Source organism: Achromobacter sp. GW823-FHT04E03, from assembly GCF_058796095.1.
Genome location: NZ_JBXAIJ010000001.1, coordinates 1,947,778 through 1,974,077 on the forward strand (window position 1 = coordinate 1,947,778; position 26,300 = coordinate 1,974,077).

Genomic DNA, 26,300 nt, shown 5'->3' on the forward strand with positions numbered 1-26,300 from the left:
CTCGCATCTCAGCCTCCCCCGCCCAGGGCATTGCCCAGATGCACCGTGGCGCGCGCACTCAGCACGCTGGAGGCCGGCATCAACGCCGCCTGCAGCAGCGGCACCGAGGGGATGAGCGGATGGGCGCCATAGGCGTAGGACACGGTGACTTCGATCTGGTCCTGCGCCAACGGCATGCCGCTGCAGGCGCCGCCGGCCGCGCTGCTGAGCGCGCCCGCGCTGCCGCAGACCGCCACCTGGACCGGCGCGGCGGACATCGTGCTGATCCACTCCGCCTGGTACAGCGCGGAATCGCGGCCGGCGTCGGCTCGCGCCGTCAGCGACGCGGAACCCGCCTGCCACTGCAAGACCTTGCGCGCGCCATCCTGCGCGGCCAAGGTCACGGAATGCTGCGCGGCGACCACCAGGGAATACGTCAGGATCCCGTAAAACACCAGGAAGAACACCACGAATACCAAGGCGAACTCCACGGAATAAGAACCGCGATGCCGGCGGCGAGGCCCAGATACGCGGCATAGGGGATCTGCCGCGCCCGGTTGCTCAGCGCCCAGACCCGGGACACCGCCAGATACAGCAGGCCATGCAGGCCGGCCAGCACGCTGGCCAGCGCCAGCGTCACCATCAGCGGCGCGAAGCCCAGCAGCAGTCCGAGCACGGCGATGGCCTTGATATCCCCTGCTCCCATGAGACGCCTGCGCCACAAGGGCAGGAATGGCGCCGCGACCAAAAAGCCGGCCAGCGCCATCCACCATCCCGACCATCGCGGCGGATAGGCCCAGCCAGGCGCCAGCAAGGCCGCCAGCAGCCATAGCAATTGGCCCGCAAGTCCCGCGATGATCAGCCGGTTGGGGACGCGGCGATAGCGCAGATCGGCGTGGATCAGCGCCAGAATCCAGCATGTGAACAACAGCCACCACAGCACTACCCCTGGATACAAGGCTAAGACCTTCTGAAAAAACGAATGCGACAACGGGCGCGCCGGATCGGCGCGGACTCCTTCAATCAAGTGATGCGATGTTGCGGGCACGCGCCGCGGCGGCTATGGATACGCTGCCGCCGCGGCGCGGATCGGCTTGCGGCTCACTCCGCGGGAGGCGTGGTCCGGGCAGTGTCGAGCTTGGTCCCGAGGTCCGAGAACATCGATTGCAAAGCGCCGGTAAACGCCCCCACCGCGACAATGAGGGCTACCGCCACCATGCCCGCGATCAGCCCGTACTCCAGGGCAGTGATGCCCTCTTCGTCATTCCAGAACTGCGAGAGTGTTGCTTTCATGTCGAGCTCCATGGGTCTCGATTGATGACCGGGGCCGTTCTTCAACATTCTTCAAGAAGCAGAGCCAGCCCCCTAAAGCCTGGAACCGCCCACGCGCCGCCCTTGTTTGCACGGCGCGCGTCCAGGGTCCAGCTAACCCGGCCCTGGCGTGGCTCCGGGCAATCTGTCCGGAGCCGCGCCAGGTGCCGATTCAATGATCGAGTCGATGCGCTGCGCCGTGCGCGCGCGAAAGCGTTCGGAAGCGCGCTGCAAATGCCAACGCATGAGGAACAAGGTGACGATCGAGAGCGCGAAAGCGATGTATGGCAGCTTGGCGCCGCCGATATGCAGGCCGACGGCGTCATTCTGGGTCGTGCAGATGACGGCGCCGGCGGCCGCGCCGGTGTAGTGCATGCCGCAAACCGCGATGGCCATCAAAACGGCCGCGCCGATGCGCTGGCGTTCATTCTGGGTATTGAAGGCAAGCCACAAGGCCGCGGTAGCCGCGATGACGGCGATCAGCACCGACAAAACCACCAGCGGCAGGTTCCAGAGCAATACCGCCGGCATGCGCGCCGCGCTCATGCCGACATAATGCATGGAGGCCACGCCAAACCCTGCGGCACAGCCACCGACCAGGCATCGGATAAAGCTGAAACGTTCGCGGCCGACATACCAGAACGCCCAGCCGGAAAATCCTGCGGCAACCACGAAACTGAGTATCGTCAGGCCGACCTGGTAACCCACTTCAAACGGCAGGTTCTGCGCCAGCATGCCGATGAAATGCATGCTCCAGATACCCACGCCGCCCATCGCCACCGCGCCGATGACGATATAGCCGATGCGGATTTCGCCGTCCTGGGTTTCTGCCCGAATACCGGCTGCGGCCAGCAGGGCCACATACGAACCCAAGGCGGCGATCAGGAACGAAAGCGCCACCAGACCGCCATTGAATGAAAGCGGAACGATATCGCCCGGGCTCATGAATGCCCCGCTTGTGGCGAGCCATGACGGCAATACGCGGCCGTCAGGCAGTTGCAGCAATTCTTGCGGTAATCCCCAGCCATCTTGACCTCCGGGCGGGCCACACATTTTGCGTATTTTTGATACGTATCTTTAGTTTATATATTGCCAAATCATACACATCAGGGTTTTCACTGAATTTCGCTATATTGCGACATAAGATGTGTAACGAACGCTCCTAAGTTTTCGAAAACATTATTAAATCCGGCTGAACGGCGGTTATCTTGACCCGAAAATAGTTTCCGCAGCGGAAGAATATTCCGAAATAATGTCGACGCGATGAGCCGAGGGAGGCGGAATTTGAAATTAATTGTCATTCTGCCGGGATTGCTGGCACCATATGCGCACCGGCAAATGCAACTTTTTCCTAACACTGTTGCAGCCCTTTTCCATCCGATACTCGATCGGGATCAGCTATCCGTTCAGAAGCGCCAGCGGAAATGAGAGACGAAAAAGGCAAGAGATGCATGTTTCCGGCGAGTCCGATTTGCCTCGCCCTCTTGTGCATATTGGCGGCCAGCTCTCAGGCCAGGGCGGAAGGCCCGCTACGCGGCAACCCGGTGGACGCCATGCCGCGGCTGGAGCGTCCGCCCTCGGCAACGCAACCCCCGCCCTACGTCCAGACCGCAACGCCGGAACAACTGGCCTTGCAGGCCCGGCTGGCTCAACGCATCGTGCCGCGCAATTTCGACGTCAGCGGCGTGCGCGCCATTCCATTCGAGGAAGTGTCCGGATTGCTCAGCCCTCTGGCTGGCAAGGAAATCAGCCTGGGCGAGCTGGTCCAGGAAGTCGACAAGATCACGCAGCTCTACCGCGACAAGGGCTTTCCGCTTTCCTTCGCACTGCTGCAGAACCAGACCTTCGCCAACGGGCTGGTGGTAGTGACAGTGGTCGAGGGCTACATCGCCAACGTGCGGATCGAAGGCGACATCGGCAATGCGCAGGACCGGCTTGAAGCGCTGGCCGCGCCGATGCAGGAAGAAAGGCCGCTCAAGCAGGCCACGCTGGAACGTCAGTTGAACCTGATGCGCACCGTGCCCGGCGTCAAGTTCACGCCCAGCCTGGATTTGCCGCGCCGCGCGGACGGCGCGACCGAACTGGTGCTGGCGGCCAGCCGCCAGCCCGTCAGCCTGACCGGCGGCATCGCAGACCTGGGCACCGGCATGCAGCCCATCGTGAACCTGGCGACCAACAGCCTGACGCCCCTGGGCGAGCAAGTGAAGCTGACAGCCTCGGTGCCCTTCAATACCGATGACGTGAAGTACGTGTCGGGTGAAATCCGCGTGCCGATTGGTGCGGACGGCCTGGCGATCAAGATCGACGGCTACCACTACGACGCCCGGCCCCAGGACGACGCGATCGAAATGCTGGGCTTCGAACGCCGCGTGAAGAACGACCGCATCGGGGTTGGCGTGAGCTATCCATTCCTGTTGAACAACACCCGATCGCTGACGGGAACGCTGGGCGTATACGCGGCCAATTCGAAGGACCGGTACGAGGCACACAGCACCGACCGGTGGCTGCAGCAGGATGCGCAGGTGCGTGCGGCGACCGCCGAAATGCGCTACATCCAGGTGTCCGAGACCAAGGCCACCGACGTCACGTTGAGCGTGGCCAAGGGGTTCGACGCGGCGGGGGCAAAGAAGGACATCGCGACCAACTACGGTTATTCCGCCACCCCGCTGCTGGACCTGGACTTCACCCGCTACAACCTCAACGCCAGGCAGACCTTCGTGCTGCCCGCCCAGATCGGCCTGGTTTTCTCGGGTGCGGCGCAGTACTCCAGCAATATCCTGCCGTCGTCCGAACAGATCTCGTACGGTAGCTGGCGTTACGCCATGGGCTATCCGCAGGGCGACCAAAGCGGTGACAAGGGCGTCGGCGTATCGGCGGAAATCAATCGCCGCTTCGGCGTGGGCTGGGAATACCTTTCCAGCGTGCAGCCCTACGCCCTGGTCGACTACGCACGCACTTGGTACAACAACAAGGACCTGCAGACTTTGAACCAGCGGCACCTGTCTTCCGTGGCTCTCGGCTTGCGCTTTACCGACGACAAATACTATCTGTTCGATTTCAACGTGGCCAAGCCGGTGGGATCGGCCACCGTGAACGACAACCGCGACGTGCGCTTCAACGCCAACTATTCGCTGTTTTACGACGCGTTCTAGCCGTCCTGAACAGCGCGCCCGACAAGCCGATGAACGCCCGCCATGACGGGCGTTTTTTCTTGGGCGACGCCACCGGCGTTACGTAACGCCCGCCGTAACGTTACGTCGGATGGGCGGCTTTCCGTAACATTCGCAGGCTCCTGGCGATCGCAAAAGTGAGGATTTTCCAGATTTAAGGAAAACCCTTAATCACCGCCATATCCCATTGATAATGAAGCGATTTATTTCCTCAGAATTTACCGAAGCAGGCGTCTTGAAGCGGGCCTGAAAAATCTTGGCATGGTTTGTGCATGAGGAAGCGTATCGGGTTGTTTCGACGCCTGACTCTTCCAACCAAAGGAGCTCGCCATGCATACCCATTCCGACACGCGCCGCCTGCAACGCGTCCTGACCGCCACCGTCCTTGCCACCGCGCTGGTAAGCGCCCTGGCCGCCTGCGGCGGTGGCGGCGGCGGAAAGAAAACCGCGGGCCTGCCCGGGACGGACATTCCGACCAATCCTGGCGGTGGCGGCCTGGATCCCGGCGGCGGTCTGAACCCCGGCGGCGGTACCAACCCTGGCGGCGGCACCGACCCGGGCGGTGGTACCAATCCCGGTGGCGGGACCAACCCCGGCGGCGGGACCAACCCCGGCGGCACTGACCCCGGAGGCGGCACCGATCCTGGCGGCGGCACCAACCCGCCGCGCGTGAGCGGCCTGCTGGAAACCACGTTGGGCAATACCGGCGCGGCGCTCGACAACACCCTGCCCCTCAATCTGGACACGACCTTGAGCGGCGTGGGCAAGGCGCTGGATCCCACGATCAAGCCGGTCGCCGACACCGTCGTCGGCCTGACCCAGCAGATCGGCGCGACTACCGGTCTGGGGCAGCCGGCCGACGGCATCGTCCGGCAGGTAGGCGGCCTGGTCAGCGACCTGGGAACCAACGTCAAAGGCTCAGGACTGCCCGGAGGCCTGGGTGCCGGCGTGGGCGGCCTCGTGGACGGCCTGGGCAAGACCGTGGCCAGCACAGGCGGCCTGCTGAACGCGAATCCCAACAATCCGAATCCCCTGACGACCGTGCTGGGCAACGCCACCGGCGCGGTAGGCGCCTTGACCGGAGCGCTGTCGGGCCAGGGGGGCCTGTTGCAGCCCATCACCCAGGTGGTGGGCGGAGTGACCGGCGGGGTGCTTGGCGGCCCCACCACCCCGCTGCTCGAGCCCGCGCTGGGCAATGTCGGCAAGACGGTCGACAACGTGCTGCCGCTGGGCCTGCAGCCCGTGCTGGCCGGGGTGGGCGGCGCGCTCGATCCCACCGCCAGTCCGCTGGCCGGCAAGGTCACGGGCCTGACGCAGCAAGTGGGCGATGCAACCAAACTGGGCGCGCCAGTGGCCGGCCTGCTGACCAGTCTGGGTGGCACGGTCACGAATCTGGGCGGCGCGTTGCCGGGCGGCACGCCGGGCTTGAACGGCGTGCTGCAAGGACTTGGCGGCGCTGTCGCCAGCGCGGGCGGTTTGCTGCATGCCACGCCGGGCAACGCCAATCCGCTGGGTTCGACGCTGGCCAACGCCACGGGCGCGGTCGCCTCGCTCACCGGCGGTCTGGGCCTGGGCGGAGTAACGGGCGGCTTGACCGGCGGCGCCAACGGCACGGGTGGCCTGCTGGCGCCCGTGACGGGTCTGCTGGGTGGCGTAACCGGAGCCGTGGGCGGCGCGACTGGCGGCGCCAATGGTGGTCTGCTGGCTCCGGTGACAGGCCTGCTCGGCGGCGTGACCGGCGCCGTCGGCGGTACGGCCGGCGGTGCGGCGGGAGGCGCTGCTGGCGGCGGATTACTGGGTGGACTGGTCGGCGGATTGACCGGAGCCGGCGGCGCCGCGGCGGGCGCAGGCGCGGGCGCCGCGGCCGGCACGAACGGCGGCGGCCTGCTGGGCGGATTGGTGGGCGGCGTGAACGTGGCGGCCGGCGCGGGCGCCGGTGCGGGCGCGGGCGCCTCCGCCGGCGCGCCTCCCGCCACGGGAGGATCGGGCGGCACGAGCGGCGGCGCGGCCAACGGCGGACTGCTCGGTGGTTTGCTGGGCGGGGTGACGGGCAGCCTGACGGGCGGCACGGCGGCGGGCGGATCTTCCGGCGGGACCGCCAACGGCGGCCTGCTGGGCGGACTGCTCGGTGGCCTGGCCGGCAAGAAGTAATCCATCGCAACCGCCAGGAACCCACATCATGCTGCAACAACAGACCTACTTTCACCACGAGCATGTGACCGGCATGGCTGAATCAGCAGTAAGCAACCGGCGGTCCGGCATGCTGGACGAAATCGTCCTGCTGCTGGGCCGGCAGTTCGCCGCCTACAACGCGGCATGCCAGTCGGCCCTGGCGGAGAAGCTGGGCATTCCCCTGGCGGATCTGAAGGCGCTGGAGCTGGTCATGGAGTTCGATGCGCTTCCAACCGGCCATCTGGCTCAGTTGATGGGCATCAGCTCCGGCGGCGCGACCGCCTTGATCAACCGGCTGGAGGCGGCCGGTTATGTCCAGCGCGGCCGCCACCCGCTGGACCGCCGGATGATCGTGATCCGGCCGGTCGAGGAATCGTGCCAGGCGCTGGCGCAGGAACGGCAGTGGATCGCCGAGGCCATCGCCACGACGGCGCGCGGGTATGACACCGCGGAACTGGAGGCAGTGCATGCGTTCCTGACGCGTTGCGGCCGCAACCTGAAGCGCGACACCCTGGCCTGGCTGGAGACAGGCAGCGCGCATCAGGCCGGGTAGCAAGACGGCGGGGGCCTCCGCCCCCGCTGCTTCGAACGCCCGATCAGGCCGCTTCGCGCGGCCCGAAGTGCAGGCGCGGCACCGCGGCCAGCAACCTGCGCGTCATGTCCTGGCGCGGTTCGTGCAGAACCGCATCGGCCTGTCCCAATTCGATGATGCGCCCGCCGTCCATGACGGCGATGCGGTCCGCCAGATATTCGACCACGCCGAAGTTGTGCGTGATGAACAGGTAGGCGATGCCCAACTCTGCCTGCAGCTCGCGCAGCAGGTCCAGGATCTGGGCCTGCACGGAAACGTCCAGCGCCGATGTGGGCTCATCGCAGATCAACACTTTGGGCTCGACCGCCAGCGCCCGCGCAATGGCGATCCGTTGACGCTGGCCGCCCGAGAATTCATGCGGATAGCGCGCCAGGGTATTGGACGGCAGGCCCACACGCTCTATCAGCCTCGCGGCGTGCGTGCGGCGCGATTCCTTGTCCATGCCGCTGCGCAGGGACGCCAGCCCCTCATCCAGGATGTCGCCCACCCGCATGCGCGGGTCGAGCGAGGCATAGGGATCCTGGAACACGATCTGGATGTCCTGCCTCAGGCGCTGCAGCGTGCGCCGGTCCGCGGACAGCACGTCCTGCCCTTGCAGCATGGCCCGGCCTGAAACGCGCGCGCCGTCGATCAGGCGCAGCAGCGCCTTGCCCGTGGTGGTCTTGCCGCAGCCGGACTCGCCCAGCAAGGCCAGCGTCTCGCCCGCCTTCAGGGTGAAGGTCACGCCATCCACGGCCTTGACCCAGCTTGCGATGCGCCGCAGCGGCCCCTTGCGCACGGGGTAATGGACCTTCAGGTCCTGCACGTCCAGCACCACTGCCGCTTCGCCCGCCTGGGCGCTGGCGGCCAGCCGGGCCTCGTCGCGCGCCATGGCCTCGCGGCCGCTTGCCGTGAGCGGCGTGCCGCGCTTTTCAAACGTGGGGATCGCTTCGAACAACTGCCGCGCATAGGGATGTTTGGGTGCGCGGAAGAATTCCTCGGCGTCGGCGCTTTCAACGATCTCGCCGCCGCGCATCAGCGCCACATGATGGGCGACGTTCTTCACCACCGCGAGGTCGTGGGTGATCAGCAGCACCGCCATGCCCATTTCCCGCTGGATGTCGGCCAGCAGGTCCAGCACCTGCGCCTGCACCGTCACGTCCAGCGCGGTGGTGGGCTCGTCGGCGATGAGCAGCACAGGCTCGGCCGCCAGCGCGATGGCGATCATGACGCGCTGCTTCTGGCCGCCCGAGAACTGGAAGGGATAGTCGTCGATGCGCCGCTCGGGCTCCGGGATGCCTACCCGCCGCAGCCAGTCCACGGCTCGGGCGCGCGCCGCCGCGCCACGCAAGGGAGTATGGGCGATCAGCGTTTCGATGATCTGGTCGCCCACCCGCATGACCGGGTTCAGGCTGGTGGACGGCTCCTGGAAGATGATGCCGATGCGCCCGCCGCGCACGCCGCGCATGGCGCTTTCCGGCAGGCGGTTGAGGTCTTCTCCGTCCAGGTCGATCTGTCCGCCCACGATGCGGCCGGCGTCGGGCAGCAGGCGCAGGAGCGCCAGCGCCGTCATGCTCTTGCCGCACCCCGATTCGCCGACCAGCGCAAAGGTCTGGCGCCTGGAGATCGCCAGCTGCAGGCGCTTGACCGCATGCGTCATGCCGCTTTCGCCGGCGATATCGACGTCCAGGCCGTGCACTTCAAGCAAGGGAGCCTGGCTCATGGCGCATCTCCCGGACGGGACTGGCGCGTATCGGTCGCCAGGGCCGTACGCGGTGCGCGGCCGAACAGGCCGAACCGCGCCATGCGGCCAGGCTTGTAGCGGCGCGTACGCGGATCGAAGGCATCGCGCACCGCGTCGGCGAACAGGTTGGCGGCCAGCACCAGCGCCAGCATGAACAGGAATGCGGTCAAGAGGTTCCACCAGATCATCGGGTCTCGGGACATTTCCAGACGGGCGCCATCGATCATGGAGCCGAAGGAGTTCATGCTGGGATCCACGCCTATGCCCAGATAGGACAGCACCGCCTCGTACAGGACCAGGCCGGAAAATTCCAGCACCACGGTAATCAGGACCAGATGCGCCACATTGGGCAGCAGATGGCGGGTCATGATGCGCCAGTGCGAGACACCGAAGGCCCGCGCCGCCTGCACGTATTCCAGCTCGCGCAGCTTGAGGGTTTCGGCGCGCAGCAGGCGGCACAGCCCGGCCCAGCCCGTGAAACCCAGGATCATGCAGAGCAGGAACAGCCGCAGGTCGGCGCGCGCGGCCGAGGTGTCGAACAGGTCGGCGTGATTGTCGATGTACACCTGCATCATCAACGCGCAGGCGGCCACGAGCAGCACGCCTGGAATCGAGGTGATGGTGGTGTAGAGATACTGGATGCCGTCGTCGACCTTGCCCTTGAAATAACCGGCGGCGATGCCGAAGACGATGGCCGGCGGCAGCATGGCTATGGTGGTGAGGCTGCCGATGACCAGCGCGGTGCGGATGCTCTTGAGCGCCTGCCACAACACGTCGTTGCCGATGCGGTCGGTGCCCAGCGCGTGATAGCCGCTGGACAGGCCGGCCAGGGCGCCTGCCGTCAGGCACAGCAGCGTGAAGGTGACGGCCATGGCGCGCCAGGGCACGTCCGAAGCCGCCTCGTCGGCGGGCCTTGCGGCGCGCCGCCTGGCCAAGCCCGCATACATCAGCCCGATCACGACGGCGGACACCGCAAGCCCTGCGGCCAGGCCCAGCCCTAGCCGCTTGGCGACATCGCCCAGGTGGTCGCGATCGGCGTCCTCCAGATGCACGCCCGCCCCTCGCAGCCGGGGAAAGTCGCGCACCGGCTTGTCGTTGACGAGCATGGTTTCCTTGGTGAACTGCCGTATCGCCAAGGGCTCGGAATAGGTCTTTTCCGGCGTCGTCAGCACCGAGCCGGTGAGCAGCCCGTCCAGCGCCGAGCGCACCGCGGGCGCATAGGCCGGCGGTGCGTCGGCGGCCGCGCCGGGGGCCGGCGGCAGCAGCGGCCGGTAATGCACCGAGTCCAGCAGACCCACCACCACGAACGCGGCCAGAATCACCGCCGAGCACATGGCGGGCGTGTCGCGCGCCACGCGCGCCCAGGTCGCGCGCAGGTTCGGGCTGCGCCGCACGTGCCAGACATAGGCAAGCGCGCCCAGCACCATGAGCCACAGCGCGATATCGGTCCAGAGGAAGACGAACTTGGGCATGGCGGCTACTCGAATCGGACGCGGGGGTCGGCCAGCGTGTAGGAAATGTCGGCCAGGATCAGCCCCACGATATAGAGGGCGGCGCCCAGGAACACCATGGCGCGCACGATGGAGAAGTCCTGCGCGTTGATGGCGTCGATGGTGTAGCTGCCCAGGCCGGGAATGCCGAAGAAGGACTCCGCGATCAGGCTGCCCATGAAGAGCAGCGGCAGCGCGGCCACCGTGCTGGTCAGGATGGGCAGCATGGCGTTGCGCAGCACGTGCCGGAACAGCACGATGCGTTCAGCCAGGCCCTTGGAGCGCGCGGTGCGCACATAGTCCTTGCCGATCTCCTCCAGGAACAGGGTGCGGTAGAAGCGCGCCTCCGGACCCAGCCGCGACACGATCGCGACCAGCACCGGCAACGCCAGGAACTTGACCACGTCCAGCCCGCCCGAAAAGCCCGAGAACGGCACCAGCCGCAGCAGCTTCGCAAAGACCCATTGGCCGGCGATGATGTAGAACAGGCTGGAGATGGACAGCAGCAGCACGCAGACCACCACGCCCCAGAAATCGAGCCGCGTGGCGCGGAAATACACCAGCGTCAGGGAAAAGACGATGCTGACGAAGAGCCCCAGGAAAAACGTAGGCACCGCCAGCGCCAGGCTAGGCCCCATGCGCGTCTTGATCTCGCGGCCGATGTCGCGTCCACCGTCCGACGCGCCGAAGTCCATGACCAGCAGAGGCACCGAACGCTGGTAGAACACCGTGTCGGTCAGCTGCGCCGCGCCTTGCGCCTTGGCGTTGAAGAACAGCGGTTTGTCGTAGCCGCGCTCGACCTTCCATTTCTCCACGGCTTCCTGGTTGGCGCGCTGCCCGCCGATGGCCAGCCGCGCCATGTCGTCGGGCGTATTCACGGCGAAGAACAGGATGAAGGTGAAAAGATTCACGCCGATCAGGATCAGCACGCCGTACAGCAACCGGCGGATCACGTAGCCGATCATGATTGATGCTCCTTGCCCAGGGCCGGCGCGAATGCCGTCTGCCGTTCACGCCGCTTCAGCGCCACATACGACGGCCATATCGCCAGCGCCAGCAACAGCGCGAACAGGCCTATGGGCCACCACCTCGGATAGTTCCACTCGTCGATCTTCTGCTGCCGCAGGACCGGGTCTATCTTCATGTACTGCAGCGTATTGCGCACCATCTGGGTCGGCTTGGCGTTGCCAACCCATTGCTGGTAGGCGCCGCCCGACATCGGAAAATAGCCGAACATCCAGGGCGCGTCGCGCTGCACGATGGCGGTCATCTTGGCGATGAGCTGTTCCTTTTCAGGGCCATCGTCCAGGAACTTCATCTGCTCGAAGAGGCGGTCGTATTCGGGGCTGGCGTAGTTGGCCGCGTTCTCGCCGCCGCCCTTGGCCTTGGCGTTGGGACCGTACAGCAGGAACAGGAAGTTCTCGGCGTCGGGATAGTCGGCGTTCCAGCCCCACAGGAAGATCTGCGCGGACCCGCGCATCATCTTGTCCTGGAACCGGTTGTAGTCGGTGGCGCGCACGTCCAGCTGCACGCCGATCTTGGCCATCTGGCGCCGCATCCAGTCGAACTGCGGATTGGAGCCGCCGCCCTGCATCGAGTCGTAATAGAGCACCAGCGGCGCACCGGTCTTGGCGTTGCGGCCGTCTGGGTAGCCGGCTTCGGCCAGCAGGCGGCGGGCCACGTCCACGGACTTGCGCACGGGCTTGCCGTCGACCAGGTTGTAGACCACGGGGTTCACGCCCTCGGGCGGTTCGCGGTAGCCGAGCACGCCCGGCGGCACCGGGCCGTAGGCCACTGAAGCCTGGCTGTTTTCGAACACCGCGACGTACTCTTCCCAGTCGAAGGCGATGCTGATGGCCTGGCGCAGCTTGCGGTTCCGTTCTTCCTGCTCCGGCGTGTCGCCCTTGCCCACCACCGGGTCCAGCCAGTTGAAGCCCATGTACCAGTTGGCGGTCTCGACGGTCGTGGGCAGCTTGATGCCGTGTTCGTTGTACAGGCGCGCCTTGTCCTGGCTGTCGCCCGCCGCGACCAGCATGGCCACGCCGTACTCGCCGCGCTCGATCTGCGGCACGTCGTAATAGCCCTGCAGGAACTTGCCGGTCAGCGGGATGGCTTCCTTTTCGACGCTGAATTCCGCGCGGTCGATGAAGGGCGTGGGCTTGCCGCAGTCGGCCAGCAGCCCCGCGGCCGCGTCGCCGGGCTCGCCTTCGCAGGGATAGGGTTCGCCGTGGAAGTTGGGGTTGCGGCCCAGCACGTGGCGGCGGTTCTGCAGCGACTCCACCAGCATGTAGGGGCCGGTGCCGACTGGCCAGGTATTGAACGACAGGTCGTGCGCCGCCATGCCGGGCTGGCTGTAGAAGCGGTCCGCTTCCCAGGGGATGGGCGCGGTGAAGGTCATGGCCAGCCAGTACTTGAACTGCGGATACTTGCCGTTCACGCGGATGCGCAGCGTGTGCGGATCCAGCGCCTGCACGCCCGTAAAGCCGTCGGCCTCGCGCAGGTCCAGCCAGGGCGCACCGGCACCGCCCGGCATGTCTTGCCGCAGCGCCTGGTCGCGCTGGCGCAGCCGGTCCGCATACTCCTTCAGGCCCGTCACGTGCTCGGTCATGAGGCTGGAGATCGGCGACACCACGCGCGGGCTGACCAGGCGCCGGAACGCGTAGACGTAATCGTCGGCCGTCAGTTCGCGCGTGCCGGTGCGCGGGAAATCGGGAATGTAGAACTTGTCGTCCAGTTCGCCCGGCGCAAGCGGAAAGTAGTCGTAGCTGCCATCGGTCTTGCGGGCGAATGCCGGGTGCGGCGCGTAGCGCGCCCCCGGCCGGATCTTGATGTCGTAGATGCTTTGCGCGATCTGCTCGCCGGGCGCGTCGGCGGGCAACGTATTGCCCTGCGCATCCAGGTAGACGGGCGGGTCGATCGACGCCGCCGCGCGCGGCACCAGTTCGTAGGGCCGCTTCAGGTAGTGGTAGCCGTACAGCGTCTCATAGATGTTGTACGTATAAGGGGTCTCGTCGCCGGAATAAGAGCTGGCCGGATCCAGGTACTTCGGAGATCGCTTGACGAAGGCGGAAAACAGCGTGTTCTGGCTTTCGGCGCCGGACGGATAGGGGCTGTTGATGGGGCTTTCTTGCGAGCAGCCCGCCAACGCCAGCGACAGCAGCATGGCCGCCGCCCAGAGCCGCTTCAATGCACGCATGGAAACCTTCCCTTCGAATCGTTGCGACAGAGGATAGCAAACACGGGCCGGGGACCATACCCAGGCATCCCCCAGGGCTGGCGGCGCTCGGGCGCGGCGTTCCGGGCCGGCCCGCGCGGGTTCAGCCGCACTGGCGCTGCCGCCAGCAGTCGTAGCGCCACTTCCAGGGTTGCATGGCGCCGGGCTGCGCCCACAGGCCGCGCCCGGCCGCCTTGGCCTGGCGTTGCAGGTCCGGCATGGCCTTGTCGCGCAGGTAGTCGCCCTGGCGCGCCGTATAGGCCCAGGCGTAGCCGGCCTCCACCTGCAGGCGGTTGGCCGAACGGCCGTCATCCAGGATCAGGGCGCAGACTTCCCGGCCGTACTGGTCCTTCTCGTAGCATTGCGCGCTTAGCGTCTTGCCCGCGACCAGGCCGGCCAGGTTCTTGCGCGCGGCCTCGGCATAGGGTTGCCCGGGCTGGTCGGACCCGTGGCCCTCTTCGGGCGCATCGATACTGTCCATGCGGATGCGGTGCTGACCGTCGGACGCGCGCAGCGTCACGGTGTCGCCGTCGGCCACGTTGACGATCATGCCGGTAAGCGTATAGCTGCCCTGCGGAATGCCGCCAGCCAGCGTCGCGCCGGGCCGGCCCTGGGCTGAAGGCGCCTGCCGTTCAGCCCGGTCCTGCCCCTCTCTTCCCGAAGGCTGCAGCCAGTTGACGATGGCGCCTGCCGCCGCAAGGATCACGGCGACGATCAGGGCGGTCAGCTTGCTGCCGCCGCGTAAAGGGGATTTGCCACGCACCAGCCAGGCTCCAGGAAGGAAAACGCAGGCAGTTTGCCATAAAGGCGAGGCGTGAAGTCGCCCGCTACAGCCACCCCGACTTGCGGAAGCGCCAATACAGGACCGAACAGATCGACACGATGACGCCCAGCGTGATCGGATAGCCCCAGGGCGATTTCAGTTCGGGCATGAATTCAAAGTTCATGCCGTAGATGCCGGCAATGGCCGTGGGCACCGCCAGGATGGCGGCCCAGGACGCCAGCTTGCGGGTGGTGTCGTTCTGCGCGGCCTGACCTATCATCAGGCTGGCTTCAAAGGCGAAGGCCAGGGATTCGCGCAGCGAGTTGAAAAGTTCATCCACGCGCAGCACGCGGTCGGCGACCTCGCCGAAATACGGACGGGCATGCTCGTCCACCGCGGACATCTCGACCCGCGCCAGGCGTCGGCAGATTTCGGCCAGCGGCGACACCACGGTATGGATGCGCAGCAGGTCGCGGCGCTGCCGGTACAGCCTGCGGATGTCCGAGTCCTTGGCGCCTCGGATCAGCAGCTTCTGTTCGGCGCCTTCGACCACGGATTCGATCTTGCCGGCGGCCGCGACATAGCGATCCACCAGCCAGTCCAGCAGTTCGGAAGCCACATAATCGCTGCCGCGCTTGAGCAGGTCGGGCGAGGCTTCCAGCCGTTCGCGCAAGGGGCTATGGCCGGCGGTGGCGCCGCGCCGCACCGTGACCAAAAAGCCATCGCCGATCAGGAACTGGGTCTCGCCGAAGATGGGGCGCTCGGCCTCGACCTCGACCGTGATGGCGACGATGAGGATCATGTTGCCGTAGTCGATGATCTTCGGCCGCCGGTGGGATTCCAGCATTTCTTCCTGGTTCTTGTCGCAGGCGCCGAGTTCGCTGGCGACCTTCGCCAGCACTTCCGGGCGCGGATTGCGCAGGCCGATCCACAGCATGCCGTGGTCCTGGCTGACGTACTGGGCGACTTCGTCGATGGGAACCTCGCGTTCCCGCCGTCCGTTCACATAGGCGATCGATGCGACGACCTCTCGTTTCGAGTCGTCGGCGGTATGTTCTTCAGTAGACATAAACACCCTTTTGCAATGCGATCCCTGCCGGACAGCTTATGCGTATCGGCCGATGATAGCCCAGCCTACGAGAACAGGTTCCGCACCCGCTTGGCCACGTCCACGCTGGGCGCTTGAGGCTCTTTCGGCGCGGCGCGCCCGGCCGGCAGGTCCGGCAGCTTGGGCAGGTGGTCGAACAGCGGCAGCATCGCATTGGTGATGTAGCGCGTGCGCGATCCGTAGACGTGCCGGTCGCCCATGCCGGTCTGCTGGTGCACGTAGAAGCGCTGCGGCACGATGAGCTGCAGGCGTTCCTTGGCGCGTGTCATCGCCACATACAGCAGGCGGCGCTCTTCCTCGATTTCCTCGGCCGTGCCGGTGCTCATGTCCGACGGGATGCAGCCGTCCACCACGTTCAGGACATAGACCGCCTTCCATTCCTGTCCCTTGGCGGAATGGATGGTGGACAGGATCATGTAGTCCTCGTCGCGATGCGGCGCGCCGGACTCGTCGCTGGTGGCGTCCGGCGGATCCAGCGTCAGTTCGGTCAGGAAGCGTTCGCGCGAGCCGTAGCCCGCGGCGATGCGCACCAGCTGGTCCAGGTCGGCGCGGCGCACGCGCGCATCGTCATACAGGCGTTCCAGCTGCGCGCCATACCAGCGCAGGGCCAGGTCCACGTCGGCGGGCCATTTCAGCGCGGGGTCGCACAAGGCCGCATACGTATCGGCGAAAGCGCCCCACTCTTCCTGCGCCGCCGCGCCCGGCTTGAATTCGCGCAGCGCGCGCAGCGGTTCGGCGGAGGCGGACATGGCGTCCATCAGCTTGCCCGCCGTGGCCGGGCCGATGCCGGGCAGCAACTGCGCCACGCGAAAGCCCGCCATGCGGCCGCGCGGATTCTCCGCCCAGCGCAATAGCGACAACAGGTCCTTCACGTGCGCGGCCTCCAGGAAGCGCAGCCCGCCGAACTTCACGAAGGGAATGTTGCGGCGGGTCAGTTCAAGTTCCAGCGCGGCGCTGTGGCTGGCGGTGCGGAACAGCGCCGCCTGCGACTTGAGCGTGGCCCCGCCTTCGCGCTGCGCCAGCACCTGGTCGGCCACCCAGCGCGCCTGGCCGGCTTCGTCGCTGACCGTCACCAGTTCGGGCAGCTGGGACGACTGGCGATCGGTCCACAGGTCCTTGGCGTAACGTTCCGTGGCCAGGCCGATCACGGCATTGGACGCGTTCAGGATGGGCTGGGTGGAACGGTAGTTGCGGTCCAGCGTGATGACCCTGGCCGGGTTGGGAAACTGGTTCGGAAAGTCCAGGATGTTGCGCACCGTGGCCGCGCGGAACGAATAGATGGATTGAGCATCGTCGCCCACCACCGTCAGGCCGCGGCCGTCGGGCTTCATCGCCAGCAGGATGGCGGATTGCAAGCGGTTGGTGTCCTGGTATTCGTCCACCAGTACGTGGTCGAAGCGCGCGCCCACGTCGGCCGCGATGCCGGGGTCGCCCATCATCTCGGCCCAGTACAGCAGCAGGTCGTCGTAGTCCAGCACCTGCTGGTCCTGCTTGGCCGCGACGTAGGCGCGGAACAGGTTCTTGAGTTCCTCTTCCCATTGGGCGCACCAGGGGAAGGAGGTCTTCAGCACGTCGGCCACCGGGGTCTGGCTGTTGACCACGCGCGAATAGATGGCGAGGCAGGTGCCCTTGAGCGGAAAGCGCGACTTGGTGGACGACAGGCCCAGTTCGTGGCGCACCATGCCCATCAGGTCCTCGGCATCGCCGCGGTCGTGGATGGTGAAGGCCTCGGACAGGCCGATGCGTTGCGCGCAATCGCGCAGCAGGCGCGCGCCGATGGCGTGGAAGGTGCCGGCCCAGGGCAGCGACGGCGCCTGCTGCGTGGCGCGCAGCCTCATCACCCGCTGCAGCACCGAGCCCACGCGCCGCTCCATTTCCAGCGCCGCGCGGCGCGAGAAGGTCAACAGCAGCATGCGCTGGGGATCGGCGCCGTTCAGGATCAGGTGCGCGACCCGGTGGGCCAGCGTATTGGTCTTGCCCGAGCCTGCCCCGGCGATCACCAGCAGGGGGCCGTCGTCTCCCGGCGCGCCGGCCACGCCGAATTCGGCGGCCTCGCGTTGGGCGGGGTTGAGATCGGCCAGGGGATCAGGGCGTTCGGCGGACGGGTTGGACGTATCGGTTTGGTCGGACATGGGGCGGGGCCGCAGCAAGGCAGCCGCTGAAAACGGCGAGCCCGGACATTGCCGGGCTTCGGATGAACACTGTATATTTATACAGAATTTTTTCAATAAAGTCTGATTCGCCTGTGGCCATGCGCCTCTTGACCGGCACCGCCTCCTGGACCGATCCCACCCTGCTGGCCTGCGGCCGCTTCTACCCGCCGGAGGTCCGCAGCGCCGAAGCGCGGCTGCGCTTCTATGCCTCGCGCTTTCCCATGGCCGAGGTCGATTCCAGCTATTACGCCATGCCCACGGCCGAAAACGCCTACTTGTGGGCGCAGCGCACGCCGGACGATTTCGTCTTCAACATCAAGGCCTTCCGGCTGTTCACCGGCCATCAGACGCCGCTATCCGCGCTGCCCGCGGACATCCGGCGCGAACTGCCCGATTGGCCGGAACCCGTCATTTACCACGACCGCATGCCCGCCGACCTGCGCGATGAACTCTGGCGCCGCTACCAGCTTGCGCTGGAACCCTTGCGCATGACGGGCAAGCTGGGCGCGGTGCATTTCCAGTTTCCGCCCTGGATCCGGCGCGACGCGCGCGGCCGGGCGCGGGTGGCCGACTGCGCGCGTCGCATGGAAGAACACCTGGTGTCGGTGGAATTCCGCCACCGCAGCTGGTTCGAGTCGCCCTCCGCCACCACGGACACCCTGGCCTTCGAACGCGATCTCGGCGTGGTCCATACGGTGGTCGATAGCCCCCAAGGCTTCGACAACACCGTGCCCGCGGTCTGGGAGTGCACCCATCCGGAGCTGACGCTGCTGCGCCTGCACGGACGCAATACGGCCGCCTGGAACGTGTCCGGCGCCGCGTCCTCGGGCCGCTTCCAATACGAATACTCGGAACAGGAGCTGGCCGAACTGGCCGAGCGCTTCGCGCGGCTGGCGGCGCAAAGCGCCCAGGCGCACGCGGTGTTCAACACCAACTTCGAAGACCAGGGCATGCGCAACGCCGCGGCCTTCGCGGCGGCGCTAGCGCCCGCCTGACGCCGCCAGCGCGACGGACGCGCGCGCCACTTCGTTCAGGCTGTCCAGCAGCACCTCGAATTTGCGCGCAATGTCGTGCTCCGGCACGCAGGCATAGCCCAGCAGCAGGCCCGGCCGGCGGCCCTCGTCGTTGACGTAGTAGCGCGACAGCGCGCGCGTAAGCACGCCCTTGCTGCGCGCCACATCCACCACGCGCAGATCGTCCATGTCCTCGGGCAGCGTCAGCACCAGATGCAGCCCCGCCATGCTGGCGTCGCGATGCAGCCAATCCGGCCCCAGCCTGCGTTCAATCAGATTGACCAGCATGGCGCGGCGGCGTCCGTATAGCATGCGCATGCGGCGGATGTGGGCGGCGTAGTGGCCTTCCGAGATGAACGTGGCCAGGGCCGCGTGCGTCATCAGGTGGCCCTCGCGGTAGAGCTCGGCGTGCGCTGCCTGGAACGCGGCGGTCAGGGTCTTGGGCAGCACCAGGTAGCCCACGCGCAGGCCCGGATACAAGGTCTTGCTGAAGGTTCCCATGTAGATCACGGGCGCGTCGGGTTCCAAGCCCAACAGCGAAGCGATGGGCCGGCCGGAGAAGCGGAATTCGCTGTCGTAGTCGTCTTCGATGATCCAGCTGCCGCTTTGCCGCGCCACCGCCAGCAACTGGCGCCGGCGCGTCAGCGACATGACCGGCCCCAGCGGATACTGGTGCGAGGGCGTGACGAAGATGAAGCGCGGCGGCGTGCCCACGGTCTCCGGCAGGCGCATGCCCTCCTCGTCCACCGGCAGGTGTACGGTGTGCAGGCCGTTGGCCTGCAGCACGGTGCGCGCGCCCCAGTAGCCAGGATCCTCGACCCAGGCGGTCTCGCCGGCTTCGCCCAGGATGCGGGTGGTCAGGTCGATGGCCTGGTGCGAACCTTCGGTGATGATGATCTGCTCGGGATCGCAATCGATCGAGCGCGTCAGCGCCAGGTGCTGCGCCAGCGCCTCGCGCAGGGCCGGCAGCCCGCCGCCGTAGGCGTAGGTCAGCAGGTCGGGCGAGGGATTGCGCCACAGGGCGCTGAAAATGCGGCCGAACTTCTTGTGCGGGAATTCGGTCAGGTCGGGCACGCCGGGCATGAAGGCGCCCCATTGGTAGGGCGAGGCCGAGACGCCGTCGACGATGGCGGCGCCGCGCGGCGACAGCGCCGGGCGCGGCTGCGCGGGCGGCGGCTGGCGCTTGCGCCGGCCGCTGGCCAGGTAGGAATCCGGCACCGAGGCGTTGACGAAGGTGCCGTTGCCCTGGCGACTGCGGGTGTAGCCTTCAGCCAGCAGTTGACTATAGACGTGGACCACGGTGTTGCGGGCGATGCCGAGCTCTGCCGCCAGGTCCCGCGAGGCGGGCAGGCGCGAGTCCGCGGCAATGGCTCCATCCAGGATGGCTTCGCGGATGCCGCGGTACAGCCGCTTGTTCATGGGCTCGCTGGAGCCGTCCGCCAGCCGCAGCTGCAGCAAGTCACCGACTATGGACCGCAATTGGTTCTACCCGATTTATAAAAGTGGTTCCCACAAATGGGGCCATCGTAGCATTAAATAAGGTTTTCCCGCCCCATCATGCTCGCAGAGGCTGAGATGAAGAATCAGGACCTGAATACCCGCCGTTCCCTGGCCACGCCCCGCGGCGTCGGCGTCATGTGCGACTTCTACGCGGTGCGCGCCGAAAACGCCACCCTGTGGGACGCCAATGGCAAGGAATATATCGATTTCGCAGGCGGCATCGCCGTCCTGAACACGGGCCACCTGCACCCGAAGATCAAGGCCGCGGTCTCCGCGCAGCTGGACAACTTCACGCACACGGCCTACCAGATCGTGCCGTACGAAGGCTATGTCTCGCTGGCCGAGCGCATCAACCGCCTCGCCCCCATCGACGGCCTGAAGAAGAGCGCCTTCTTCACCACCGGCGTCGAAGCCGTCGAAAACGCCATCAAGATCGCGCGCTCGGCCACCGGCCGCTCGGGCGTCATCGCCTTCTCGGGTTCGTTCCACGGCCGCACCATGCTGGGCATGGCGCTGACCGGCAAGGTCGCCCCGTACAAGCTGTCGTTCGGTCCGATGCCGGGCGACATCTATCACGTGCCCTTCCCCAACGCCACCCAGTCCATCACCGTGGCGGACTCGCTCAAGGGGCTGGACCTGCTGTTCAAGTGCGACATCGATCCCAAGCGCGTCGCGGCCATCATTCTGGAACCTGTCCAGGGCGAAGGCGGCTTCAACATCACCCCGCCGGAACTGATGACGGCGCTGCGCAAGATCTGCGACGAACACGGCATCCTGCTGATCGCCGACGAAGTCCAGACCGGCTTCGGCCGCACCGGCAAGCTGTTCGCCATGGAACACCACTCGGTCCAGGCCGACCTGATCACCATGGCCAAGAGCCTGGGCGGCGGCTTCCCGATCTCGGGCGTGGTCGGCCGCGCCGACGTCATGGACGCGCCTGCGGCCGGCGGCCTGGGCGGCACCTACGCCGGCAACCCGCTGGCGGTCGCCGCGGCGCATGCCGTGCTGGACGTGATCGCCGAGGAAAAGCTGTGCGAACGCGCCGTCACCCTGGGCGACAAGCTGCGCGCGCACCTGGAAGGCCTGCGCGCCAAGGTGCCGGGCATCGCCGACGTGCGCGGCCTGGGCTCCATGGTCGCCCTGGAACTGAACGATCCCGCCACCGGCAAGCCGGACGCGGAAGCGGTCAAGCGTGTGCAAGCCCGCGCCATCGAAAAGGGCCTGATTTTGCTAAGCTGCGGTGTGTACGGCAACGTCCTGCGCTTCCTGTACCCCTTGACCATCCCCGACGCCCAGTTCGATCGCGCGCTGGCCATCCTGTCCGAGGCGCTCGCCGCCTGACGCACAGGACCTGAACTACCGGTATTCCGGCGGGCAGGCACAAGTTTTGCGGGCGTAGCGGATCTGCCGCCACGCCCGCAAGCGTTTCCTGGCCCACCGCTTCCCTTCAAGGAGACTCCAACAATGACCGCACTGACCCATCCCCTGGCGCGCCCCGATCTGCTGCGCGACGCCTGCTACATCGACGGCAAGTGGGTAGCCGCCGGCAATGGCCCGTCCATCCCCGTGGACAATCCCTCCACCGGCAAGACCATCGTGTCCGTGCCCAAGCTGGGCCGCAAGGAAGCCGAACAAGCCATCGCCAGCGCCGAGGCCGCCCTGCCCGCCTGGAGCGCCAAGACCGGCAAGGAACGCGCCGCGATCCTGCTGAAGTGGGCCCAGCTCATGATGCAGAACCAGCAGGACCTGGCCGCCATCATGACGTCCGAACAGGGCAAGCCCGTGACCGAAGCCGCCGGCGAAATCGCCTATGCCGCCTCGTTCCTGGAGTGGTTCGGCGAAGAAGCCAAGCGCATCGACGGCGACATCCTGCAAAGCCCCAAGGCCGGCCAGCGCCTGATGGCGCTCAAGCAGCCCATCGGCGTCACCGCCGCCATCACGCCGTGGAACTTCCCGGCCGCCATGATCACCCGCAAGGTCGGCCCGGCCCTGGCCGCCGGCTGCACCATGGTGGTCAAGCCCGCGCAACAGACCCCGCTGACCGCGCTGGCGCTGGCCGTGCTGGCTGAAGAAGCCGGCGTGCCCGCTGGCGTGTTCCATGTCATCACCGGCAGCTCGCGCGAAATCGGCGCGGCCCTGTGCGAAAGCGACGTGGTGCGCAAGCTGAGCTTCACCGGCTCCACCGAAGTCGGCCGCACGCTGATGGAGCAGTGCGCGCCCACCATCAAGAAGCTGTCGCTGGAGCTGGGCGGCAACGCGCCCTTCATCGTGTTCGACGACGCCGACCTGGACCGCGCGGTCGACGGCATCCTGGCTTCCAAGTACCGCAATGCCGGCCAGACCTGCGTCTGCGCCAACCGCATCTACGTGCAGGCCGGCGTGTACGAAGAAATCGCCAAGCGCCTGGTCGCCAAGGTCGAAGCCATGAAGGTCGGCGACGGCTTCGCCGACGGCGTGACCCAGGGTCCGCTGATCGACAGCAGCGCCGTGGAAAAGGTACAGGAGCACATCGCCGACGCGACCGCGCACGGCGCCAAGGTCATCGCTGGCGGCAAGCCCCACGCGCTGGGCGGCACCTTCTTCGAACCGACCGTGGTGCGCGACGTGACCCAGTCGATGCGCTTCGCGACCGAGGAAACCTTCGGCCCGGTGGCCCCGCTGTTCCGCTTCGAAACCGAAGCGGAAGTCATCGGCATGGCCAACGACACCATCTTCGGCCTGGCCGCCTACTTCTTCACCCGCGACTACGCCCGCATCTGGCGCGTGTCCGAAGCGCTGGAGTACGGCATCGTCGGCATCAACACCGGCATCATCTCCAATGAAGTCGGCCCGTTCGGCGGCGTCAAGCAATCCGGCCTGGGCCGCGAAGGCTCGAAGTACGGCATCGAAGAGTACCTGGAGATCAAGTACCTCTGCGTGGACCTGGGCGCCTGACGGCCCCTTGCGCGCCGCGGCCCCCGCCGGCTTCTGCCGGCGGGGGCCGCGCGCATTTGACGCGCGGGTTTCCGGGAGTCCGATATGTGGCATCCCGCCCCGCGTCCGGCATGGTAGATTTGCGCGTTCCCTGACCGAACGAGTCCGTATGAGCAGAACCTTCACCCGCGAGGACACTCGCCGGCTTGCCGCCATCCTGGCCGAAACCGCGCAGACGGAAGTCATGCCGCGCTTTCGCAATCTGCCGGAAGGCGCTGTGCGCGGCAAAAGCTCCGCCCGCGACCTCGTGACCGACGCGGACGAAGCCGCCGAACGCCTGATCGCCGCGCGCCTGGCCAAGCTGCATCCGGGCGCCGTGCTGATCGGCGAAGAGGCCTCGGCCCGCAATCCCGCGCTGCTGAACATGCTGGTCGACGCCGACCTGGCCTTCCTGATCGACCCCATCGACGGCACCCGCAACTACGTCGCGGGCCTGCCTCTCTTCGGCATGATGATCGCCGCCTGCCATCGCGGCGACGTGATCGCGGGCGTCATCTACGACCCGGTCAGCCGCGACAGCGCGCTCGCCGTGCGCGGCGAAGGCGCCTGGATGGAATATGAAAACGGCAAGCAGGCCCAGCTCGCGGTGGCCAGCCCCGCGCCGCCCGAAGACATGGACGGCCTGATCTCGACCGGCGCCCTGCCCGAGCCGATGCGTACCACCGTCAACAGCAACCTGTCGCGCCTGGGCAGCACCGCCTCGCTGCGTTGCGCCGCGCATGAGTACCGCATGCTGGCCGCCGGGCACTGCCACATCGCGTTCTACAACCAATTGACGGCCTGGGACCACGCAGCCGGCTGGCTGCTGCACCGCGAAGCCGGCGGCTACGCGGCCCACTTCGACGGTTCGCCCTACAAGCCCACGCATCGCACCGGCGGCCTGCTATATGCGCCGGACGCCGGCAGCTGGCACGCGGCCCGCAAGGCGCTAATGGGGGACATGGCGGACGCCCCCGAGACTTGACAAACGCTGCTCTAAAAAGGTCGAAAACTCGGGGTTATCCCTAGGAGTTATCCCCAGTTCCTGTGGACAACCCTATGGAAAGGTCTGTAACAGCCGAAAAAAACCTTTGCAGGGCAAGTACTTGCTTAGACCGGTCAAAAACCGGCCGGCCCCGGGGTGTGTTACAGAGCGTCCAGCGCCACGGCGCAAGGCAGTTCCACTTTCAGCGTCAGCATGCTGTCGGCGCGGGTGCGCCCCAGGTTGATGGCAGCTACCGGCATGCCGTTGCGCGACGCGGCGCTGACGAAGCGGTAGCCGGAATACACCATCAACGATGACCCCACCACCAGCACCGCGTCGGCGTTCATGAGGCCGGCGTTGGCGCGGTCCACGCGTTCGCGCGGCACGGTTTCACCAAAAAAGACCACGTCCGGCTTGACGATGCCGCGGCAGCGCGGACAGGGCGGCACCTGAAATTGCGCAAAGTCCTCGCCTTCCAGGTCGGCGTCGCCGTCAGGCGCATCCGTGGCATCCAGCAGCGTCCATTCCGGGTTGCCGTCCTGCAACGCCTCTTGCCAGGCCTGGCGGCCGCCGCGCCAGTCGCAGGCCATGCAACGCACCTCGTCCAGCCGGCCGTGCAGGTCGACGACGTCGCGGCTGCCGGCGGCCTCGTGCAGGCCGTCGACGTTCTGCGTCACCAGCACCGAGACGCGGCCGCGCGATTCCAGCCGCGCCAGCGCCCGGTGCGAGGCATTGGGCTGCACATGGCCGAAACGGCGCCAGCCCACCATGCTGCGCGCCCAATAGCGCGCCCGCGCCAGTTCGCCGCCCATGAAGGTCTGCAGCGTCATGGGCGGCTTGCGCTTCCATTCGCCTTCGGTGTCGCGGTAGTCGGGGATGCCGGAATCGGTGCTGACGCCCGCCCCCGTCAGCACAAACAGCCGCGGGTGGCGGTCGACAAAGCCGCGCAGCGCGGCCAGATCAGAGACTCGTGTGTCCATCCAGGCTCCTCAGGGCCGGCCGTTACGCGGGCGCGCATCGGCGCCCGCGCTAAAAGGCGGCCGCTGCGCGAAAGGCTGCGGCCTCAAGCTGCTCAGCCGCCCAGGCCGCAGTCGGGCATGTCGCTGACCAGGCTGGCCTGGGTCACGTTGCTGCCCGGCGGCACGCTGCGGGTCAGCCAGACGTTGCCGCCGATGGTCGAACCCTTGCCGATGGTGACGCGGCCGAGAATCGTCGCGCCAGCGTAGATCACCACGTCGTCCTCGATCAAGGGGTGACGCGCCAGGCCTTTCTTGAGTTCGCCGTTTTCACCCGGCGGGAAGCGCTTGGCGCCCAGCGTGACCATCTGATAGAGGCGCACGCGGTCGCCGATGATGGCGGTCTCGCCGATCACGACGCCGGTGCCGTGGTCGATGAAGAAGCTGCGGCCAATGGTCGCGCCCGGGTGGATGTCTATGCCCGTATCCGCATGCGCGATTTCCGCCACGATGCGCGCCAGCATCGGCGCGCCCAGGCGGTACAGCACATTGGCCAGACGGTGGTGGATCATCGCCGCCACGCCCGGATAGCACAGCAGGACCTCGTCCACATTGTGCGCGGCCGGGTCGCCCTGATAGGCGGCGGTCACGTCCAGGTCCAGCGCGGCGCGCACGCGCGGCAGCTCCGCGCCGAACTGGCGCACGATCTCGATGGCGCGCTGGCGCGCATCCGCGGGCTCGGTCTGTTCGGGCCGGCCCACGTACTGCAATTCAAGACAGACCTGGTGCAGCAGCGCGTCCAGCGCCGCGCCGATGGTATGGCCGACGTAGAAGTCCTCGACCTCTTCGCGCAGGTCGATGGGACCCAGGCGCATCGGGAACAGCGCGCCACAGAGATCCTTGACGATCTGGCGCAGGCTTTCCTGCGACGGGAATTCGCGCAGGCCGGCGTCTTCGCGCAGGCGGCCGCGGGGACCGCGCCAGGCCACGCGCGCTTCGCGCAGGCCGGACACGATGCTGTCCAGGTTCCAGTGGGCCGGCGCGCTGTAGGTCGGCCCGCTCATGACTGCAGCTCCTGCAGGAGGCCGGTAGAGGGATTGAATTCAAACATGGGTGCGCCTCGTTGACGGTGCACGGCCGCGGCGGCCAGGCCGCCGGGCAATGCTGCTTCGCAATATTTCCGTCAACTGTAACCGCTCGCGCCGGTTTCGAGGAATCC

General features: G+C 66.8%; 21 protein-coding genes. 7 read left to right on the forward strand and 14 right to left on the reverse strand.

What is annotated here, in order from left to right; genetic code table 11:
• Positions 1 to 8: 8 nt before the first annotated feature.
• The 4 genes from AC1RHV_RS09130 to AC1RHV_RS09145 form a co-directional block, all read right to left on the reverse strand.
• Entirely contained in the window at positions 9 to 470 is a 462-nt protein-coding gene (locus AC1RHV_RS09130) for a TadE/TadG family type IV pilus assembly protein (RefSeq protein WP_082400878.1), read from the reverse strand.
• Positions 416 to 937 (reverse strand): A24 family peptidase, encoded by a 522-nt coding sequence (locus tag AC1RHV_RS09135; RefSeq protein ID WP_082400946.1) that lies wholly within the window; start codon positions 935 to 937, stop codon positions 416 to 418. The genes AC1RHV_RS09130 and AC1RHV_RS09135 overlap by 55 nt, the downstream gene beginning before the upstream one ends.
• 143 nt (positions 938 to 1,080) lie before the next feature.
• Complete coding sequence (locus tag AC1RHV_RS09140) at positions 1,081 to 1,272, reverse strand: Flp family type IVb pilin (protein WP_192355131.1); 192 nt, start codon at positions 1,270 to 1,272, stop codon at positions 1,081 to 1,083.
• Positions 1,273 to 1,404: 132 nt separating this feature from the next.
• A complete protein-coding gene (locus tag AC1RHV_RS09145; protein ID WP_492300509.1) occupies positions 1,405 to 2,235 on the reverse strand; it encodes an MHYT domain-containing protein in 831 nt (276 codons plus the stop codon).
• 608 nt (positions 2,236 to 2,843) lie between these two features.
• Between AC1RHV_RS09145 and AC1RHV_RS09150 the strand changes: the two genes are divergently transcribed.
• The 3 genes from AC1RHV_RS09150 (at position 2,844) to AC1RHV_RS09160 (ending at position 7,185) form a co-directional block, all read left to right on the forward strand.
• A complete protein-coding gene (locus AC1RHV_RS09150; RefSeq protein WP_370126546.1) occupies positions 2,844 to 4,442 on the forward strand; it encodes a ShlB/FhaC/HecB family hemolysin secretion/activation protein in 1,599 nt (532 codons plus the stop codon).
• A gap of 348 nt (positions 4,443 to 4,790) precedes the next feature.
• The gene (locus tag AC1RHV_RS09155) at positions 4,791 to 6,611 is read left to right on the forward strand and encodes a collagen-like triple helix repeat-containing protein (protein WP_306652157.1); all 1,821 of its coding nucleotides are present in this window, start codon (positions 4,791 to 4,793) and stop codon (positions 6,609 to 6,611) included.
• 28 nt (positions 6,612 to 6,639) lie between these two features.
• Positions 6,640 to 7,185 carry a MarR family winged helix-turn-helix transcriptional regulator gene (locus AC1RHV_RS09160; protein WP_119450020.1) on the forward strand — a complete coding sequence of 182 codons (546 nt, stop codon included), beginning with the start codon at positions 6,640 to 6,642 and terminating at the stop codon, positions 7,183 to 7,185.
• A gap of 43 nt (positions 7,186 to 7,228) precedes the next feature.
• On the opposite strand, the gene AC1RHV_RS09165 is transcribed toward AC1RHV_RS09160, so the two are convergent.
• The 7 genes from AC1RHV_RS09165 to AC1RHV_RS09195 form a co-directional block, all read right to left on the reverse strand.
• Complete coding sequence (locus AC1RHV_RS09165) at positions 7,229 to 8,926, reverse strand: ABC transporter ATP-binding protein (protein WP_054453030.1); 1,698 nt, start codon at positions 8,924 to 8,926, stop codon at positions 7,229 to 7,231.
• Positions 8,923 to 10,419 carry an ABC transporter permease gene (locus tag AC1RHV_RS09170; protein WP_492300511.1) on the reverse strand — a complete coding sequence of 499 codons (1,497 nt, stop codon included), beginning with the start codon at positions 10,417 to 10,419 and terminating at the stop codon, positions 8,923 to 8,925. Before AC1RHV_RS09170 ends, AC1RHV_RS09165 begins: the two co-directional genes overlap by 4 nt.
• A gap of 5 nt (positions 10,420 to 10,424) precedes the next feature.
• Entirely contained in the window at positions 10,425 to 11,402 is a 978-nt protein-coding gene (locus AC1RHV_RS09175; RefSeq protein ID WP_054453034.1) for an ABC transporter permease, read from the reverse strand.
• Entirely contained in the window at positions 11,399 to 13,633 is a 2,235-nt protein-coding gene (locus tag AC1RHV_RS09180) for an ABC transporter substrate-binding protein (protein ID WP_119450021.1), read from the reverse strand. The genes AC1RHV_RS09175 and AC1RHV_RS09180 overlap by 4 nt, the downstream gene beginning before the upstream one ends.
• Positions 13,634 to 13,754: 121 nt before the next feature.
• A complete protein-coding gene (locus tag AC1RHV_RS09185) occupies positions 13,755 to 14,414 on the reverse strand; it encodes a thermonuclease family protein (protein WP_119450022.1) in 660 nt (219 codons plus the stop codon).
• A 64-nt stretch (positions 14,415 to 14,478) separates the two neighbouring features.
• Positions 14,479 to 15,483 carry a magnesium and cobalt transport protein CorA gene (locus AC1RHV_RS09190; RefSeq protein WP_054453040.1) on the reverse strand — a complete coding sequence of 335 codons (1,005 nt, stop codon included), beginning with the start codon at positions 15,481 to 15,483 and terminating at the stop codon, positions 14,479 to 14,481.
• Between the two features lie 65 nt (positions 15,484 to 15,548).
• Positions 15,549 to 17,654 carry an ATP-dependent helicase gene (locus AC1RHV_RS09195; protein WP_175182349.1) on the reverse strand — a complete coding sequence of 702 codons (2,106 nt, stop codon included), beginning with the start codon at positions 17,652 to 17,654 and terminating at the stop codon, positions 15,549 to 15,551.
• 119 nt (positions 17,655 to 17,773) lie between these two features.
• Here AC1RHV_RS09195 and AC1RHV_RS09200 point away from each other — a divergent pair, with 119 nt between their 5' ends.
• Positions 17,774 to 18,670: a DUF72 domain-containing protein gene (locus tag AC1RHV_RS09200; protein WP_054453679.1), complete on the forward strand. Its 897-nt coding sequence runs from the start codon at positions 17,774 to 17,776 to the stop codon at positions 18,668 to 18,670.
• Here the strand turns inward: AC1RHV_RS09200 and pdxR are convergent.
• The gene (pdxR, locus tag AC1RHV_RS09205; RefSeq protein ID WP_367648240.1) at positions 18,656 to 20,167 is read right to left on the reverse strand and encodes a MocR-like pyridoxine biosynthesis transcription factor PdxR; all 1,512 of its coding nucleotides are present in this window, start codon (positions 20,165 to 20,167) and stop codon (positions 18,656 to 18,658) included. The genes AC1RHV_RS09200 and pdxR overlap by 15 nt on opposite strands.
• A 96-nt stretch (positions 20,168 to 20,263) precedes the next feature.
• Here pdxR and AC1RHV_RS09210 point away from each other — a divergent pair, with 96 nt between their 5' ends.
• The 3 genes from AC1RHV_RS09210 to AC1RHV_RS09220 all read left to right on the forward strand — a co-directional run bounded on the left by AC1RHV_RS09210 (position 20,264) and on the right by AC1RHV_RS09220 (position 24,125).
• Complete coding sequence (locus AC1RHV_RS09210; RefSeq protein WP_054453043.1) at positions 20,264 to 21,529, forward strand: 4-aminobutyrate--2-oxoglutarate transaminase; 1,266 nt, start codon at positions 20,264 to 20,266, stop codon at positions 21,527 to 21,529.
• 123 nt (positions 21,530 to 21,652) lie between these two features.
• Positions 21,653 to 23,122, forward strand: coding sequence for an NAD-dependent succinate-semialdehyde dehydrogenase (locus AC1RHV_RS09215; RefSeq protein ID WP_054453045.1), 1,470 nt, complete (start codon positions 21,653 to 21,655; stop codon positions 23,120 to 23,122).
• A 148-nt stretch (positions 23,123 to 23,270) separates the two neighbouring features.
• Complete coding sequence (locus AC1RHV_RS09220; RefSeq protein ID WP_054453047.1) at positions 23,271 to 24,125, forward strand: inositol monophosphatase family protein; 855 nt, start codon at positions 23,271 to 23,273, stop codon at positions 24,123 to 24,125.
• Between the two features lie 161 nt (positions 24,126 to 24,286).
• On the opposite strand, the gene AC1RHV_RS09225 is transcribed toward AC1RHV_RS09220, so the two are convergent.
• Entirely contained in the window at positions 24,287 to 25,105 is an 819-nt protein-coding gene (locus AC1RHV_RS09225; RefSeq protein WP_119450025.1) for an NAD-dependent protein deacetylase, read from the reverse strand.
• A gap of 92 nt (positions 25,106 to 25,197) precedes the next feature.
• A complete protein-coding gene (epsC, locus tag AC1RHV_RS09230; protein ID WP_054453050.1) occupies positions 25,198 to 26,145 on the reverse strand; it encodes a serine O-acetyltransferase EpsC in 948 nt (315 codons plus the stop codon).
• Positions 26,146 to 26,300: the final 155 nt, after the last annotated feature.

Coding starts and splice junctions, on each gene's coding strand:
- AC1RHV_RS09140 (WP_192355131.1), bottom strand. CDS start 1,272: ATGAAAGCAACACTCTCGCAGTTCTGGAATGACGAAGAGGGCATCACT.
- AC1RHV_RS09145 (WP_492300509.1), bottom strand. CDS start 2,235: ATGAGCCCGGGCGATATCGTTCCGCTTTCATTCAATGGCGGTCTGGTG.
- AC1RHV_RS09150 (WP_370126546.1), top strand. CDS start 2,844: ATGCCGCGGCTGGAGCGTCCGCCCTCGGCAACGCAACCCCCGCCCTAC.
- AC1RHV_RS09155 (WP_306652157.1), top strand. CDS start 4,791: ATGCATACCCATTCCGACACGCGCCGCCTGCAACGCGTCCTGACCGCC.
- AC1RHV_RS09160 (WP_119450020.1), top strand. CDS start 6,640: ATGCTGCAACAACAGACCTACTTTCACCACGAGCATGTGACCGGCATG.
- AC1RHV_RS09165 (WP_054453030.1), bottom strand. CDS start 8,926: ATGAGCCAGGCTCCCTTGCTTGAAGTGCACGGCCTGGACGTCGATATC.
- AC1RHV_RS09170 (WP_492300511.1), bottom strand. CDS start 10,419: ATGCCCAAGTTCGTCTTCCTCTGGACCGATATCGCGCTGTGGCTCATG.
- AC1RHV_RS09175 (WP_054453034.1), bottom strand. CDS start 11,402: ATGATCGGCTACGTGATCCGCCGGTTGCTGTACGGCGTGCTGATCCTG.
- AC1RHV_RS09180 (WP_119450021.1), bottom strand. CDS start 13,633: ATGCGTGCATTGAAGCGGCTCTGGGCGGCGGCCATGCTGCTGTCGCTG.
- AC1RHV_RS09190 (WP_054453040.1), bottom strand. CDS start 15,483: ATGTCTACTGAAGAACATACCGCCGACGACTCGAAACGAGAGGTCGTC.
- AC1RHV_RS09195 (WP_175182349.1), bottom strand. CDS start 17,654: ATGTCCGACCAAACCGATACGTCCAACCCGTCCGCCGAACGCCCTGAT.
- AC1RHV_RS09200 (WP_054453679.1), top strand. CDS start 17,774: ATGCGCCTCTTGACCGGCACCGCCTCCTGGACCGATCCCACCCTGCTG.
- AC1RHV_RS09210 (WP_054453043.1), top strand. CDS start 20,264: ATGAAGAATCAGGACCTGAATACCCGCCGTTCCCTGGCCACGCCCCGC.
- AC1RHV_RS09215 (WP_054453045.1), top strand. CDS start 21,653: ATGACCGCACTGACCCATCCCCTGGCGCGCCCCGATCTGCTGCGCGAC.
- AC1RHV_RS09220 (WP_054453047.1), top strand. CDS start 23,271: ATGAGCAGAACCTTCACCCGCGAGGACACTCGCCGGCTTGCCGCCATC.
- AC1RHV_RS09225 (WP_119450025.1), bottom strand. CDS start 25,105: ATGGACACACGAGTCTCTGATCTGGCCGCGCTGCGCGGCTTTGTCGAC.
- epsC (WP_054453050.1), bottom strand. CDS start 26,145: ATGAGCGGGCCGACCTACAGCGCGCCGGCCCACTGGAACCTGGACAGC.